Consider the following 13,859-nt stretch of genomic DNA (forward strand, 5'->3'; position numbering starts at 1 on the left):
AAGGTTCAAGGTGGCAATGGGGGTTGGTGACTTGGCCGGGCTCACGGCCGCGGCCGTGTTCGGAGCGTCACCGGTACCGAACCCGTTCTGGCCGACCGTTCCGCCGCCAGCGCGCAGCGCAGCGCCTCGTACGAGTCGCGCCAGCCGCCCGCCGCCGGGGTGGAGGGGCCGCCCGCGGCCATGGTCAGGAACGCCCGTACCTGTTCGCGGTAGGCGGTGGAGAACCGGTCCCAGTACCCCCGGAACCGCGAGGTCTCCACGCTGCCCGTGCCGGGTGTCTCCGCGCGGGTCAGCCCGGCCTGCAAGTTGCCCTTCGCGCCCAGGACTTCGGCCCGTACGTCATAGCCCACCGGCTGCCACCGGCCCGCCGAGAGCGCGGCCAGCGTGCCGTCGTCGAGGCGGACCGTCGCCGTGACCGTGTCGAAGTCACCGATGTCCGCGAGGCCCGGGCCGGACAGTGCCGAGCCGTCCGCGACGACCTGGACGATCCGGCGCCCGGTGAGCCACCGCACCATGTCGAAGTCGTGGAGCATGAGGTCGGTGAAGATCGAACCGCTCTCGCGCAGCCGCGCGATGGGCGGCATGGACACATCGTGCGAGACGAGCCGGAGCAACTGCACAGGCCCCAGCTCCCCGCCCGCCGTACGGGCCCGCAGATCGGCGAAGCCCGGGTCGAAGTGGCGCTGGAAGCCCACCCACAACGGCACACCGCGCTGCTCGGCCCGTGTGCCCAGCGCCTCCGTGCGGGTGAGGTCGATGGTCAGGGGTTTCTCGCACAGGGTCGGTATACCGGCGTCGATCAGCGCGCCCACCAGCTCCGGGTGGCTGGTGGTGGCGGACGTCACCAGCGCCGCGTCACAGCCGCCGGACACCAACTCCTCGACCGAGTCCGCGACGGTCCGCGAAGGCGCGTCCTGCGCCAGTTTCCCGGCGCGGGCGGGGTCCGCGTCCACGCAGACCACCCGGTACGAGCCCAGCGCGTCGAGGTGTTCGGCGTACATCGCGCCGATCTGACCGCAGCCCACGATGCCCACGACCATCCCGGCGCTCATCGGCCCGCCCCCGTCACCGGCGAGAGGGCGGAGTGAGCCAGCGCGACCAGGTCCGTCGCCTCACGGCACTCGCGCAGACGGGCGCCCCAGTGTGCGGCGCGTTGGGTGAACGCGGGGTCGCCGAGCACCTCGGCGATGCCCTTGCGGACGTCGTCGGCGCCGACGCACGGCTGGTCGGACGGGCCGGAGTAGCGGTCGCCGAAGGTGAGGCGGCCGTACGGGGTGGTCTCACTGGTCCGCAGCAGTACGCCGGATCCGGTGTCCTCCACCAACTGCCGCCCGTTCATCTCCTGTTCGGACATGAACGGCATCACGACCTGCGGTTTGCCGTGCAGCAGGGTGGCGAGCACGGTGGCCGAGCCGCCGTGGTCGACCACCACGTCCGCCCACTCCAGCGGGGTGTCCAGGCCGGTGAAGCCCGCCACCACGACGTTGTCGGGCACCGCGAGGCCGCCCTCGAAGGCGAATCCGCTGGACACGTACACGCTCCACGGCTGGTCCGCGCAGGCGTCCAGTACGTTCTGCAGCGCCTGACGGCCCACCGTGCCGCCGCTGCCGATGGTGACGTACACCTTCGGCCGGTCGGTGCGCGGGGGAGCGGGGCCGTCGGAGGCCACCGCAGGGTTCCAGTACATCGGCCCGACGAAGTGCAGCGCGCCCCGGTGCGGCGACCCGGCGACCGGTTCCAGGGCGGACAGGCTGGACACCAGGGTGACCTCGCCCCACAGCAGGTGCTCGGCGCGGGCCACCGGGCCCAGGCCCAGCTCGCGCGAGACCCGGTCCCACACCGGCAGGCTCGACGGGTGCGGCAGCAGATCGCGCGGCGCCACCGTGGACCACGGCATCCACCCGTTCGCCCGCGGGGTGATGAAGTCCGCGTCGGCGAGGGATACCACGGGAATGCCCGCGGCCCGTGCGGCGAGGGCCGCGGTCGGGCACATGTCGATGACGACGAGCGTCGGCCGGAACGCCTCGATCAGCCGGGCGTCGGCGGTGATCCGGCGCTGGACGCGCTCGACGCGGTGGTAGGTCGCGGCGACCGCGAACACGCGCTCCACGTCCGCGAAGGGCAGGTACGGCGGCATGGGGTGCCGGTCGGGCGGCCGGGGCGCCTCGGGCCCGGATTCCAGGACCGGGAACCCCGCCTCGCGCACCATGGCGTTGATGCCGCAGTCCGCGAACGCCACCTCGTCGCCCGCCCCGGCCAGAGCCGAGGCCAGGGCGAGACAGCGGCCGGTGTAGGCCGCGCCGCCTCCCCAGCCCCAGGGGAAGAACAACACTCGCTCGGTCACATGTCCTCCTGCTCGTCGGTCGTCCTCATGCCGTCAACCCGCCGTCCACCGCGATCACTTGCCCGGACACGTAGGACGCCGGGGGAGAGCAGAGGAAGCCCACCACCGAGGCGATCTCGTCGACGCGGCCCGCCCTGCCGAGCGGTGTGCGGTCAAGGACGCCGTCCCGCGCCTTGGCGGACAGGCCGTGGTGGGCGGGTGTGCCGGCGATCAGTCCGGGAGCCACGCAGTTGCAGGTGATCCCGTACCGGCCGTACTCCTTCGCGGTCGTCCAGGCCAGCCCGTGCAGGCCGGACTTGCTCGCCGCGTACGCCGCCTGGCCGGGCTGACCGCGCAGTCCCGCCACCGAGGAGACGAGGACGATCCGCCCGCCCCCGTGCCGCGTCATGGCCTTCACTCCGGCCTGGAGGCAGCGGAACGCGCCGCTCAGATTGACCGCGATCTGGTCGGCCCACTCGTCCTCGGCCACGTTCAGGAGCAGCCGGTCGCGGTGGACCCCGGCGTTGACCACCAGCGCGTCGAGCCGGCCGAACTCCTCCACGACCCGCCCGACCAGGTGCTCGCCGCTGTGCGGGCGGGACAGGTCGGCGGTCAGGGAGAGTGCCTCCGCGCCCGCCGCGCGCAGGTCGTCGACCACGGCCGCCGCGGCCTCCTCGTTGCGGTGCGCGTGCACCCCCACGGCGTATCCCGCCAGGGCCAGGGAGTGGGCGATCGCCCGGCCCAGGGGGCCGGACCCCCCGGTCACCAGGGCCACCTGCGCGCTCACGGCGCCGCTTCCTCGGGTACGGGGAAGCAGGTGCTCTCCATCCGCGCGAACCGGGCGCGCAGCCGCGCGGACGCGCCGGGGTCGGCCGGTCCTTCCTGGCCGCCCGCGGCGACCAGGGCCTCGCGCAGCCGGTCGAGCGCGGTGCGCAGCGGACGGCTCAGCTCCAGGACGCGCGGGTACACCGCGAGCGGGTCCGGCTTCTCGTGTGCCGCGATCAGCGCGATGCCGAGGCGCTTGGCGTGGACCCGGGCGTCGAGTGCGGCCTTGCGTACGGCCGCCAACTCCGGGGGCAGGGCGAGCGGTTCGCCGGGGGCGGGGGCCACGGCGAGCGCGTTGGCGTAGATGAACAGCTGGGGCTGGATGTCGCCGAGGACCAGGACGTGCAGGGCTCTGGCCGTCACCGCGCCCAGGCCGCTCTCGGTGAGTTCGTCGAGGAGGGCGCCGAGGGCGTCCGCGCCCACCGAGAGCAGCGCGGTGTCGCGGTGCAGCCGCTCGGCGAAGTACTCCTGTGGGCCCCGGTGATCCGGCGCGTCGGTGACCGTGACGGTGCCCACCCAGGTGAACAGGGCCTTCAGCGCGGGCGTCAGCGTCCAGCGCCGGCGGAAGCCGTCGGCCGGGTCGGCGTCGGTGTCCAGGACGGTCATGACGCTGTCCCGCGACGACCAGTCCACCGCGAGCACCGCGTGGTCGTGGAAGTGGAAGCGGCCCTCGTACACGTCGCCGGGGAGGTGGAAGCGGTCCGGCAGCACCATCACCGGCTCGCCCGCGCCGAGGCGCTCCAGGACGAACGGCACGTTGCGGCTGCCGTCGTCGAACTCGGTGCGGTAGTCCACCCGGCAGCCGTCGAAGTCCTTCGCCAGATCGCGGCCGACCGGGTCGAGGGGGCCGTTGAGCGCGCGGGCGACCGCCAGCGGGCCGAGGCCCCGGAAGTGCAGCACGGATTCCACGCAGCGCAGGACGCAGTTGAGCCCGTCCAGCGCGCGGTCCTGCCACCCCAGCGCGCCCAGCTGGTCGAACCGCGGGGTCATCGTGGCGGTCACCGCAGCTCTCGCCCGGCGGTCCGCGCGCGGGCGACCAGGGTGTCGGCCAGGTGCCCGAGGTTGTCGAAGGCCGTGCCGTCGGTCTCCTCGCCGCTGTAGGGCACACCCCACTTCTCCTCGAAGCGGGAGAGGACCACGATCAGGTCGAGCGAGTCCATCCCGATCTCGTCGAGCGTGGTGGTTTCGCTGAGCTGGTCGGGCAGATGGGGGCGTTCCGCGAGCACGGTCGTGATGAGCTCCATGACGTGCTCGCGGTCGATCGGCTGTGCGTCGGCACCGTTGGTCATGTCCTTCTCCTCCTGTTGCCGTTGTGTGTCGATGGCTCGGGCGCGAAGTGGCCCTGGTTGACGGTGTGTCAGGCGCCTTCCTCGATCAGCAGACCCCGGCGGATCTTCCCGCTGCCCGTCCGGGGCAGCTGGTCGACCCGGCGGATCACCGAGGGGACCTTGACCGTCATGAGGAGCTCGCCCGCCCGGCGGCGCAGCATCGCGGCGTCGAACTCCTCGGCGCCGGCCTCGACGAAGGCCCATACCTGGTTCTCGCCCGAGGGCCCCGGCCGCCCCACCACGGCGCAGTCGTTGACCCCGGGCAGCGCGCGCAGAACGGTCTCCACTTCGAGGGGGGAGACCTTGTTCCCGCCGATGTTGATGACGAGGTCGCTGCGGCCGGTGAGCCGGAGGCCGCCGTCGTCGAGCACCCCGAGGTCGCCGGTGGCGACCCAGCCCTCGTTGTCGGCGAGCGGCACCGGGTGCCCCTCCTCCATCCGGACCGGGGACAGGCCGGGGAAGCACGCCACCACGGGCCCGGGCTCGTCCCCGCCCGCCTTGAGTCTGACGCCGGGCAGCGGGTGTCCGACGCTGCCGCCGCCTCCGGCCGGGTGGAGGGTGAGCTGGCCGAGTTCGGAGTTGCCGTAGTGGTCGTACACGGTGATGCCCGCGTCGTGCCAGGCGGTGACCGCCTGGGCCGGGAGGGCCTCGCCCGCGCTGACGCACCGCTTCCAGGAGCCGGTGTGCGGCACGCCGCCCCGGCCCCACCAGTCCAGGATCAGCGGAACGCTCTGCAGAACGGTGGGCCGGTGGCGCTCGGCGAGGGCCGCTGCCCTCACCGGGGTGAGCGGCCCGGACGGTATGACCTGGCAGGCCCCGGCCGACAGGACGGCCAGAGTGCCCGCCTCGATGGCGTAACTGTGGCCCAGCGGGCTGGTGGTGAGCACGACGTCGTCGGCGTCGATGCCGAGACCCCGCGCGAAGGTGGCCGAGTTGTGCAGGGTGCCGGACCACTCGCGGGAGATCACCTTGGGGCGGCCGCTGGTGCCCGAGCTCGTCACCGCGAAGGCCGGGCCGCCCCGGCCGGGCCGGGGCGACCGCAGCCGGGTCACCCCTGCGGCGTCGATGCTCAGTTCGGCGCCGAAGCCGGCCAGCGCGGCCGAGCGTTCCGCCTCGCCCGCGCGCTCCTGGAGTACGAGCACGGCGGCGTGCAGGGAGGTCGCGGCGGCGAAGTCGACCACCGAGTCCAGCGACGACGTCAGGACGACGCCGGTCCGGGTGCCCGGGCGGACACCCGCTGATCTCAACTCACGTACTCGGGCGGTGACTTCACGCTCCAGCTCCGCGTACGTCACCGAGCGCCGCTGGTCCACCAGGGCGGGGCGGTCGCCGCGCCCGGCGCGGCGGTGCCCCGCGAGGACGTCCACCAGCGTGTCGTCCACGGTCATCCCTCCTTGTAGGCGGTGCAGCGGTAGCCGTGCCGCCGTCCTGCCGCCGCAACGGTCGTCGTGGCGGGTGCGCCGTCGTCGGTGAGCACCGTGGCCAGCTCTGCCAGGGGAGCGGTCGCGCGGATGTCGGCCGGCCGCTCCAACGGGGGCGGACACGTCTGGACGGGGCCGAGCCGGGCCAGTACGCGGGCGCCCCGCTCATGGGCGCGCGCGGCCGTCTCCAGGACCAGGAAGGCGGCCCAGCCGGTCACCGGGTCGCTGCCCCGGGCGCGGGCGGCGGCCGGGCTGAGCATCTCGTACGCGCCGCACAGCACCGGGCCGTCGCCCGCGAGCCGGAGCCTGCGCTGCCCGAGGGCGAGGGCCTGGAGTCCGGCGCCCGGGCCGAGCACGGTGGCGCAGTAGCCGCGCAGCCGGTGGCGCAGGCAGATCAGCGACGTCACGCCGTGCGCGTTGAAGTACAGGAACGACTCGGGTGCCAGCGAGGAGCGGGCGCCCGCGTCGAGCCGGGCGCGCATGGTCTCGGCCACATGCCCCGCCCCGTACACCGAGCCGATGACGCAGGCGGTGTCGCCCGGGTCCGCAGCGCCCGCCCCGGCGAGGGCGTGGCCAGCCAACTCGGCGATGCGCTCCGGCAGTTCCCGCGTCCACTTGTTGACGTCCTGCCAGCCGTCCGCGCCCGCCGTGTGCGCGTCCCACAGCTCCGCCGTGTCGACCTCGCCCGAGGCCACGGCGGTGATCACGACCGAGTCGTCCATCAGGGCCTCCGGAAGACGAGTGCGGTGTTCATCCCGCCCAGACCGCAGGACACGCTGAGCGCGGTCCTCAGGTCCGGCAGCTGCCGTGGGCCGTCCTCCAGGACCAGGTCCAGGTCGGCGCAGATCGGGTCGACCGGCTCGGCGCCCCAGGTCGGGGTGACCGCGCCGTGCGCCAGCGACAGCACGCAGGCCATGGCCTCGACCGCGCCCGCGCCGCCCTGGAGGTGCCACAGGACGCCCTTGACGCTGTTGACCGGGATCGAGGACAGCCGGGGGCCGAACACCGCGCGCAGCGCCTCGATCTCGGCGGTGTCGCCGCGCCGGGTGCCCGGCCCGTGGGTATTGACGAAGTCGATGTCCTCGGGGGTGAGACCCGCGTCGGCCAGGGCGAGCCGTACGGCCAGCTCGATGCCGTCGGCCCCGGGGGCGGCGAGGTGGCGGGTGGCGTTGGTCAGCCCGCAGCCGGCCAGGACGGCCAGTGGTGCGGTGGCGCCCGGCCCGGCGTCGTCGAGCGGTTCGAGCCGGAGCACCGCGGCGCCCTCGGACACGCCGATGCCGCGCCGCTCGGTGCTGAAGGGCCGACAGCCCTTGGGGCCGAGCGTGCGCAGCGAGTTGAGGCCCAGGAAGGCCATGTCGGTCACGGCGTCGGCGCCGCCGACCACGGCCACGGGCGCCTCGCCGAGGGCCACCAGGTCGCGGGCGACCGCGATGGCCGCGGCGCCCGATGCGGAGGCGTTGGCGATGGTCAGGGCTTCGCCGCCGAGTCCGGTCCGCTCCGCGCAGGCCCCGGCCAGGTCGCCGGTGAAGTGCCCGGGCCGGGGCGGGACCACCCCGGGGTCGGTGGTGCCCAGGACGAGGGCGACGCGCTCGCGGTCGACGCCGTCGACGGCTTCCCGTACGGCGGTCTCGGCGAGGTCGAGGGCCCGCCAGACGCCGTCCCCGCCGGTGTGGCCCGGCACCTGGCCCGCCGCGGCGAGGGTGGCCCCGGTGGCGTCGAAATCCGTGAGGGGCGGGTGGTGGGCCCTGCCGGTGGACAGGGCCCCCCACAGTGCGGGTACGCCGACCCCGCCCGGGCCGCACACACCGAGACCGGTGACGGCGACCGTGGCGCGTGTGCTGCTCATCGGCGCTCTCCCCGGGTCAGTGCGGTAGCGAGCGAGCTGATGCTCGCCGATTCGAGGACGGCGTCGTCCGGCAGCGCCACGCCCAGCTCCTGTTCCAACTGGCCGACCACCGAGATGAGTTGCACCGAGTCGACTCCGGCGGGCGCCAGCGGCTCGGTGTCGCTCAGCCAGGACAGGCCCGGCTCCTCCTCCTGCAACTGGTGCGCGAGTTTGGCCCGTACGCGGGCCCGCATCGCCTGCTGGGTGTCCACCACGCTCACGCCACCTTCGCCGCGGCGCGGAACGCCTCGTCGCAGGCCGCCAGGGTGTGGTCGAGGTCGGCGTCGGTGGTGGCGGCGCAGATGAACCAGTGGTGGGTCGGGTGCAGGAGTACGCCGCGGCGGGTGGTGTGGGTGAAGAACACGTCCTGCATGAGGCGCGCGCGAGCCGGGTCGGGATGGGAGAAGGTGAGGAACGGCATCTGCGGCACACCGCGCACCCGGGCCGGGACGCCGTGGCGGCGTATGAGCTCGTCGAGGCCGCTCTGGAGGCGGACGCCGAGCCGGCGCACCCTCTCCAGGACGGTCCCGTCGGCGAGTTGGTCCATCGTCGCCACCGCCGCGGCCATCGCCACGGTGTTGGAGTAGAACGTGGACGAGATGTGGGTCCGGCCGACCATGGCCATCACCTCGGCCCGGCCGGTCAGCGCCGACACCGCCCAGCCGTTCGCCATCGCCTTGCTGAAGGTGGCCAGATCCGCCTGTACGCCGAACAGCTCCTGCGCGCCGCCGAGGGCGACCCGGAACCCGGAGCGCATCTCGTCGAAGACCACCAGCGCCCCGTGCTCGTGCGCCAGGTCGACCGCGCCCCGGAGGAAACCGGGCTCGGGGCTGTCGAGTTCGAACGGCATCAGCAGCAGGCAGGCCACCTGGCCGGGGTGGGCGCGGAAGACCTCACGCAGGCTGTCGAGGTCGTTGTACCGGAAGGTGTCGACCTGGGCGCGCACCGTGTCGGGGATCCCGCCGGGTCGCTGCGCGGCCCAGTCGTGCCACCCGTTGTAGCCCCAGCGCACGACACGGTCGCGGCCGGTGTACGCGCGGGCCAGGCGGACCGCCGCGCTGGTGGCGTCCGATCCGGTCTTGAGCAGGAACACCCGCTCGGCGCCCGGGATGATCTGCACCAGCCGCTCGGCGAGCTCGATCTGCGTCCGCTTGCGGAGCGTGATCGAGAAGCCCTCCTCGATCTCCCGGAGAGCGGCCTCGGTCACCACCGGGTCCGCGTGCCCGAGGATGATCGTGCCGTACGCCAGGATGTAGTCGAGGTACTCGTTGCCGTCGGCGTCCCAGATGCGGGCGCCCCTGGCCCGCTCGCCGTAGACGGGGTAGGCGCCGTCGACCAGCCGGTCGCGCTCGATCACGTAGTCCTTCTCGGACAGCGTCGCGTCGACGAGGCGGCCGCGGGCGAGCAACTTCATGGAATTGTCGAGCCGGAGCGCTTCGGAAACGTCGGTCACGGCGTGGTCCCCTCTGTAGCTTGACGTCCTTCGTTCGCCTTGTCCGCCCGCCCTGCGGGTACGGGACGGGGGTGCGCGGTCACCGCGCGGCCCGGGCCGACCGGGTGCCGCGGACGAGCTTGCCGGGCAGTGCGCCGGTCGCCTCGCCGTCGCGGAAGGTGATCTCGCCCGCGACAACCGTCGCCGCGTAGCCGTCCGCCTTCTGGATCAGCCGTCCGCCGCCCGCGGGGAGGTCGTGGACGAACTCGGGGGAGCGCAGGCTGAGCCGGTCGAGGTCGATGACGTTGATGTCGGCCCGGTAGCCGGGGCGCAGCAGCCCCCGGTCGCGCAGCCCGTACAGCCGCGCGGGCTCCCAGGTCTGCTTCCTGACGACGTACTCCAGCGGGAGCCGTGCTCCCCGGCTGCGGTCGCGGGCCCAGTGCGTGAGCATCGACGTCGGGGTGCTGGCGTCGCAGATGAGCCTGCAGTGCGCGCCGGCGTCGCTGAGGCCGAGGACCGCCTGGGGGTGCAGCAGCATCTCGCGGATCGGGTCGAGCGTGTACTCGGTGTACCCGAGCAGCGGCCGGAAGATCATGCCGCTGGTCTCCTCGGAGGTGAGGAAGTCGTAGATCAGCGCCTCCGGGTCCTGCCCGGTGCGCTGGGCGAGGGCGTGGAAGGACCGGTCGGCCGCGGGCTCGTAGTCCGGTGCGGTCGCGTCCATCGGGAAGTGCCGCTCGTAGCCCTGCGGGAACAGCGCGGAGCGGGGGTCGGCGTTCTCCGGCTGCTCGGCGAGGATCCGCTCGCGCAGCGCGGGATCGCGCATCGCCACCCGGCGCTCGTGCGCGGGCAGATGGGCGATCCTCTTGTAGGACGGCCGTTTGTGGAAGGGGTGGGTGGAGTCCAGGCTGATGATGACGCTGAACGGGCGCCCGGCCACCTGCGGGTGCAGGTCGGCGCCGTCCGCCACCGCGTCCTCGGCGATCTGCAGCAACTCCCGCCAGCCGTCGGGGTCGTTGTCGTTCTGGAACAGCCCGAAGGTGACCGGGCGCCCGACCGCCACCGACAGCCGGCGCATCCACGTGATCTCGCCGAGCGGGTCGTCGACCTTCTCGCCGCCCGCCCCCAGCGGCACCAGCTGGAACACCCCGGTCCCGGCCTCGCCGAGCACACCGCCGAGCGCGAACAGCTCGTCCTCGGCGGCGAAGGTGCCGGGCACCGGGGCGCCGGTGATGGCGAGATGGGTGAGGGTGCGCGAGGTGGAGAAACCGATGGCGCCCGCGTCCAGCCCCTCGCGCACCAGCGCGCACATCCGGCGCAGGTCGTCCTCGGTCGGCGGCTCGTTGTCGGCGCCCCGCTCGCCCATCACATACGCGCGCAGGGCGCCGTGCGGGACCTGCGCGGCCACGTCGAGCACCCGGGGTACGCGCTCCACGGCGTCGAGGTACTCGGGGAAGGTCTCCCACTCCCAGGTGATGCCCTCGGAGAGCGATGCGCCGGGGATGTCCTCGACGCCCTCCATCAGACCGATGAGCCAGTCGTGGCGGTCGGGCCGGGCGGGCGCGAAACCCACCCCGCAGTTGCCCATGACCACCGAGGTGACCCCGTGCCAGCAGCTCGGGGTGAGCTGGGGATCCCAGCTGACCTGCCCGTCGAAGTGGGTGTGGATGTCGACGAAGCCGGGGGTGACGAGGTGGCCCTCGGCGTCGATCTCGGTGCGGCCCCGGCCGGTGACCCGCCCGACCTTGGTGATCACACCGTGGTCCACGGCGACGTCCGCGATGCGTGCGGGAATGCCGGATCCATCGCACACGGAGCCGTTTCGGATGATCAGGTCATGCATGGTGATGCGGACTCCTCGTGTCGGGTGAGTGCCACAGGCCCGCCGGTGCGAAGAGCAGGTTCTGGTACTCGTAGTGCTTCTGCGGCCGGTGGGGCACGGGGGTTCCGCCGCGCAGCTCCCACGGCTCGTACTCCGCGGCCGTCAGCGTGTCCACCAGCTCCCGGCTGGAGGGTGCGCCGGCCACGTCGAGGTCGCCCACCTCAAGGGAGATGACGGGCCGCTGTCCGGAGAGCAGGTCGCGCATGCCGGTCAGGACGTGCGCCTCCGCGCTCTCGGTGTCGATCTTGATGAAGTCGGCGTCGATGCCCTCGGCGCGTACGTAGTCGTCCAGGCTGATCGCCTGCACGGTGAAGGGCTCGGAGGGGATCCGTGACCGGACGGCGTCGGGCAGCCGTGCCTCGAACGCGGAGTTGTAGGCGCTGTAGCCGAGGCCGTGGTCGAAGAAGACGAGTTCTTCCTTCTTGGACCAGGCCGCCGCGGCCACCACCGAGGCGTTGGGCAGGCGGGCGGCGTTCATCCGCAGCACCGAGAGCGTCGAGGGGGTCGGCTCGAAAGCGATCACCGTGCCGTCCGGGCCGACCAGGTCGCTCGCCCACATCGTGTAGTAGCCGATGTGGGCGCCGACGTCGAGCACGGTCGAGCCGGGGCGCAGATGGGAGAGGAGGAAGGCGGTGAGGTCGTAGTCCACGAAGCCGTACCGGTGGAGGGAGATGGACACTTCCTCGGGGAGCGCGATCGACATCTCGCGGCCCCAGAAGGTCTTCGCGGTCGAGGGCGCTCCCTCGCCGCGGTGTCGTCGCGCGCGCAGTGCGCGGGTGGTCGGGTAGGTGGTCCTGACGGGGTGGCGCAGGCGCTGGGCGAGCCCGCCGATCCCTGCCGTACGGGAGCGCCGGTCGAGCGCGGTGCGCCAGGCGGTGCGGTCGGGTGGGGTCACAGACGGCTCCGAGTCTGCTCGTGGTGTGCCCGGGAATCCGCGAAGGGGAGGACGTTCGACGGTTCTCGGCCGTTGGCCCCGATCCGGGCGAGCTCGGCGTCCACCATGATCTGGGCCAGCCGCTCCACCGAGGTGCGCGCGCTCCAGCCCAGTGCCGTACGCGCCTTGGAGGCGTCCCCGATCAGCGAGTCGACCTCGGTGGGGCGCAGATACGCCTCGTCGTGCCGCACGTGGCTCTGCCAGTCGAGGCCGACGTGGGAGAAGCAGTGCTCGGCGAACTCCCGCACGGTGGAGCCGACTCCGGTGGCCAGTACGTAGTCGTCCGGTTCGTCGCGCTGCAGCATGCGCCACATGCCCTCGACGTACTCCGGGGCGTATCCCCAGTCGCGGACGGCGTCGATGTTGCCGAGGTAGAGGTGTTTCTCCAGCCCGTTCTTGATGCGCGCCGCCGCTCGGGCGATCTTGCGGGTCACGAACGTCTCGCCGCGCCGGGGCGACTCGTGGTTGAAGAGGATGCCGTTGACCGCGAACAGCCCGTACGCCTCACGGTAGTTGCGCGTCATCCAGTAGCTGTACACCTTGGCCGCGCCGTACGGGCTGCGCGGGTGGAAGGCGGTGTGTTCGTTCTGCGGCGGCGGGGTCGCTCCGAACATCTCCGAGGACGAGGCCTGGTAGTAACGGATGTCCCGCGCCGACATCAGGATGGCTTCGAGCAGACGGGTGGTGCCGATCCCGGTGATGTTGCCGGTGTTCTCCGGCTCGTCGAAGCTCACCCGTACATGGGACTGCGCGGCCAGGTGGTAGACCTCGTCCGGCCGGATGCGCGCCAGCAGGGTCACCAGCCGGCTCGCGTCGCTGACATCGCCGTAGTGCAGGATCAGCCGCCGCCCGGCGTCGTGCGGATCGCGGTAGATGTGGTCGAGCCGGCGTGTGTTGAAGGTCGAGCTGCGGCGGACGATGCCGTGGACTTCGTAGCCCTTGTCCAACAGGAGGTCGGCGAGATAGGAGCCGTCCTGGCCGGTGATTCCGGTGATCAGCGCGCGCTTCACGCCGAATCGCTCCGGAGCGGGGGTGTGCTTCCGGAAGTCATGTGTATCGACCGTCCCTTTCCAGAGGCTCCAGGGTGTGACGAGGTTCCAGGGGAACGAACCTGGGATTGAACCGCTCGTGCACGTACACCCGGCCCGCGCTGCCGCAGTCGATGATGTATTCCTTGCTCACGCACGCGGGCGAGGTGGCGCCGAGCGGCCAGGTGTCCCGTGACACGGCGATCGGTTCGCGCTTCAGCGCCAGCCCCACCTTCTTGAGGTAGGGGCCCAGGAGTTCGTCGGGCGGGGGGACGAGGCGGTCGCTCTCACGACCGGCGATGACCACCCGGTTCACGCTGATGACTTCGTCGTCGGGGGTGAGGATCCTGGTCTGGCGGTCGACCACCAGGGCGTCGGGGGCGGCGCCGAGGATCTGGCACCCGATGCGCCGGACATGCGCGGCGGGCACCTGTTGCTGGTGGTCGATCCGTACGCTCAGCCGCTCGCCGACCAGGGCGTCGAGCAGCAGGGTCGTCGATCCGTCCGCGCAGACGAGCATTCTCGTCTGCGGCGGAGCCGAAGAGAATTGATTCAGCCGTTCTTTCATATCACGACCGTTCCACGCCATGAGGCGGACCAGAAAACGTGAATCGCGCTGCCGATTTCTGCGATGATCATGTGCCAAAAGGCTAAGAGCCAAGGAAGTCGGGGGTCAAGCGGTGGTGGGCTGGGACAAAAATTGGGGGGGAGAACCACAGAAGCCAAAAAAACGCAAAACACAGGGAACGCCCTAGCGGGGCGGTTTGGGTGCCCCGGCCCCAATAACGAGGGGAAAAAAAGAGA

The 13,859-nt window shown here is 72.4% G+C and carries 14 protein-coding genes; all 14 read right to left on the minus strand.

The genetic code is table 11. The features are described 5' to 3' along the window. Nucleotides 1-41: 41 nt before the first annotated feature. The 14 genes from ACFWA7_RS00760 to ACFWA7_RS00825 all read right to left on the minus strand — a co-directional run bounded on the left by ACFWA7_RS00760 (nucleotide 42) and on the right by ACFWA7_RS00825 (nucleotide 13,623). Entirely contained in the window at nucleotides 42-1,052 is a 1,011-nt protein-coding gene (locus ACFWA7_RS00760) for a Gfo/Idh/MocA family oxidoreductase (RefSeq protein ID WP_385536033.1), read from the minus strand. Continuing rightward, nucleotides 1,049-2,344, minus strand: a complete 1,296-nt coding sequence (locus ACFWA7_RS00765) for a glycosyltransferase (protein WP_385819980.1) — start codon at nucleotides 2,342-2,344, stop codon at nucleotides 1,049-1,051. Before ACFWA7_RS00765 ends, ACFWA7_RS00760 begins: the two co-directional genes overlap by 4 nt. Nucleotides 2,345-2,369: 25 nt before the next feature. After that, the gene (gene fabG / locus ACFWA7_RS00770) at nucleotides 2,370-3,110 is read right to left on the minus strand and encodes a 3-oxoacyl-ACP reductase FabG (RefSeq protein WP_385536029.1); all 741 of its coding nucleotides are present in this window, start codon (nucleotides 3,108-3,110) and stop codon (nucleotides 2,370-2,372) included. Continuing rightward, complete coding sequence (locus ACFWA7_RS00775) at nucleotides 3,107-4,150, minus strand: hypothetical protein (RefSeq protein WP_385536027.1); 1,044 nt, start codon at nucleotides 4,148-4,150, stop codon at nucleotides 3,107-3,109. Before ACFWA7_RS00775 ends, fabG begins: the two co-directional genes overlap by 4 nt. Beyond that, nucleotides 4,147-4,437, minus strand: a complete 291-nt coding sequence (locus ACFWA7_RS00780; protein WP_266986571.1) for an acyl carrier protein — start codon at nucleotides 4,435-4,437, stop codon at nucleotides 4,147-4,149. The genes ACFWA7_RS00775 and ACFWA7_RS00780 overlap by 4 nt, the downstream gene beginning before the upstream one ends. A gap of 68 nt (nucleotides 4,438-4,505) precedes the next feature. After that, the gene (locus ACFWA7_RS00785; RefSeq protein WP_385819982.1) at nucleotides 4,506-5,864 is read right to left on the minus strand and encodes a class I adenylate-forming enzyme family protein; all 1,359 of its coding nucleotides are present in this window, start codon (nucleotides 5,862-5,864) and stop codon (nucleotides 4,506-4,508) included. Beyond that, nucleotides 5,861-6,619: a 3-oxoacyl-ACP synthase gene (locus ACFWA7_RS00790; protein WP_385819984.1), complete on the minus strand. Its 759-nt coding sequence runs from the start codon at nucleotides 6,617-6,619 to the stop codon at nucleotides 5,861-5,863. Before ACFWA7_RS00790 ends, ACFWA7_RS00785 begins: the two co-directional genes overlap by 4 nt. Next, the gene (locus tag ACFWA7_RS00795; RefSeq protein ID WP_385819986.1) at nucleotides 6,619-7,743 is read right to left on the minus strand and encodes a beta-ketoacyl synthase N-terminal-like domain-containing protein; all 1,125 of its coding nucleotides are present in this window, start codon (nucleotides 7,741-7,743) and stop codon (nucleotides 6,619-6,621) included. Before ACFWA7_RS00795 ends, ACFWA7_RS00790 begins: the two co-directional genes overlap by 1 nt. Next, entirely contained in the window at nucleotides 7,740-8,003 is a 264-nt protein-coding gene (locus ACFWA7_RS00800; RefSeq protein WP_385819988.1) for an acyl carrier protein, read from the minus strand. Before ACFWA7_RS00800 ends, ACFWA7_RS00795 begins: the two co-directional genes overlap by 4 nt. After that, the gene (locus ACFWA7_RS00805; protein ID WP_385819990.1) at nucleotides 8,000-9,235 is read right to left on the minus strand and encodes an aspartate aminotransferase family protein; all 1,236 of its coding nucleotides are present in this window, start codon (nucleotides 9,233-9,235) and stop codon (nucleotides 8,000-8,002) included. The genes ACFWA7_RS00800 and ACFWA7_RS00805 overlap by 4 nt, the downstream gene beginning before the upstream one ends. 79 nt (nucleotides 9,236-9,314) lie before the next feature. After that, the gene (locus ACFWA7_RS00810; RefSeq protein ID WP_385819992.1) at nucleotides 9,315-11,054 is read right to left on the minus strand and encodes an amidohydrolase family protein; all 1,740 of its coding nucleotides are present in this window, start codon (nucleotides 11,052-11,054) and stop codon (nucleotides 9,315-9,317) included. After that, nucleotides 11,047-11,988 carry an FkbM family methyltransferase gene (locus ACFWA7_RS00815; RefSeq protein WP_385819994.1) on the minus strand — a complete coding sequence of 314 codons (942 nt, stop codon included), beginning with the start codon at nucleotides 11,986-11,988 and terminating at the stop codon, nucleotides 11,047-11,049. Before ACFWA7_RS00815 ends, ACFWA7_RS00810 begins: the two co-directional genes overlap by 8 nt. Beyond that, on the minus strand, nucleotides 11,985-13,037 hold the full coding sequence (gmd, locus tag ACFWA7_RS00820; RefSeq protein ID WP_385536011.1) for a GDP-mannose 4,6-dehydratase: 1,053 nt from the start codon (nucleotides 13,035-13,037) through the stop codon (nucleotides 11,985-11,987). The genes ACFWA7_RS00815 and gmd overlap by 4 nt, the downstream gene beginning before the upstream one ends. A gap of 37 nt (nucleotides 13,038-13,074) precedes the next feature. Then, nucleotides 13,075-13,623, minus strand: coding sequence for a hypothetical protein (locus tag ACFWA7_RS00825; RefSeq protein ID WP_385536009.1), 549 nt, complete (start codon nucleotides 13,621-13,623; stop codon nucleotides 13,075-13,077). Between the last annotated feature and the right edge of the window lie 236 nt (nucleotides 13,624-13,859).

Source organism: Streptomyces sp. NPDC059994, assembly GCF_042737755.1.
GTDB lineage: Bacteria > Actinomycetota > Actinomycetes > Streptomycetales > Streptomycetaceae > Streptomyces.

Excerpts from the sequence above, each read along its gene's own strand:
- ACFWA7_RS00760 (WP_385536033.1), bottom strand. The coding sequence starts at position 1,052 with ATGAGCGCCGGGATGGTCGTGGGCATCGTGGGCTGCGGTCAGATCGGC.
- ACFWA7_RS00780 (WP_266986571.1), bottom strand. The coding sequence starts at position 4,437 with ATGACCAACGGTGCCGACGCACAGCCGATCGACCGCGAGCACGTCATG.
- ACFWA7_RS00785 (WP_385819982.1), bottom strand. The coding sequence starts at position 5,864 with ATGACCGTGGACGACACGCTGGTGGACGTCCTCGCGGGGCACCGCCGC.
- ACFWA7_RS00790 (WP_385819984.1), bottom strand. The coding sequence starts at position 6,619 with ATGGACGACTCGGTCGTGATCACCGCCGTGGCCTCGGGCGAGGTCGAC.
- ACFWA7_RS00795 (WP_385819986.1), bottom strand. The coding sequence starts at position 7,743 with ATGAGCAGCACACGCGCCACGGTCGCCGTCACCGGTCTCGGTGTGTGC.
- ACFWA7_RS00810 (WP_385819992.1), bottom strand. The coding sequence starts at position 11,054 with ATGCATGACCTGATCATCCGAAACGGCTCCGTGTGCGATGGATCCGGC.
- ACFWA7_RS00825 (WP_385536009.1), bottom strand. The coding sequence starts at position 13,623 with ATGAAAGAACGGCTGAATCAATTCTCTTCGGCTCCGCCGCAGACGAGA.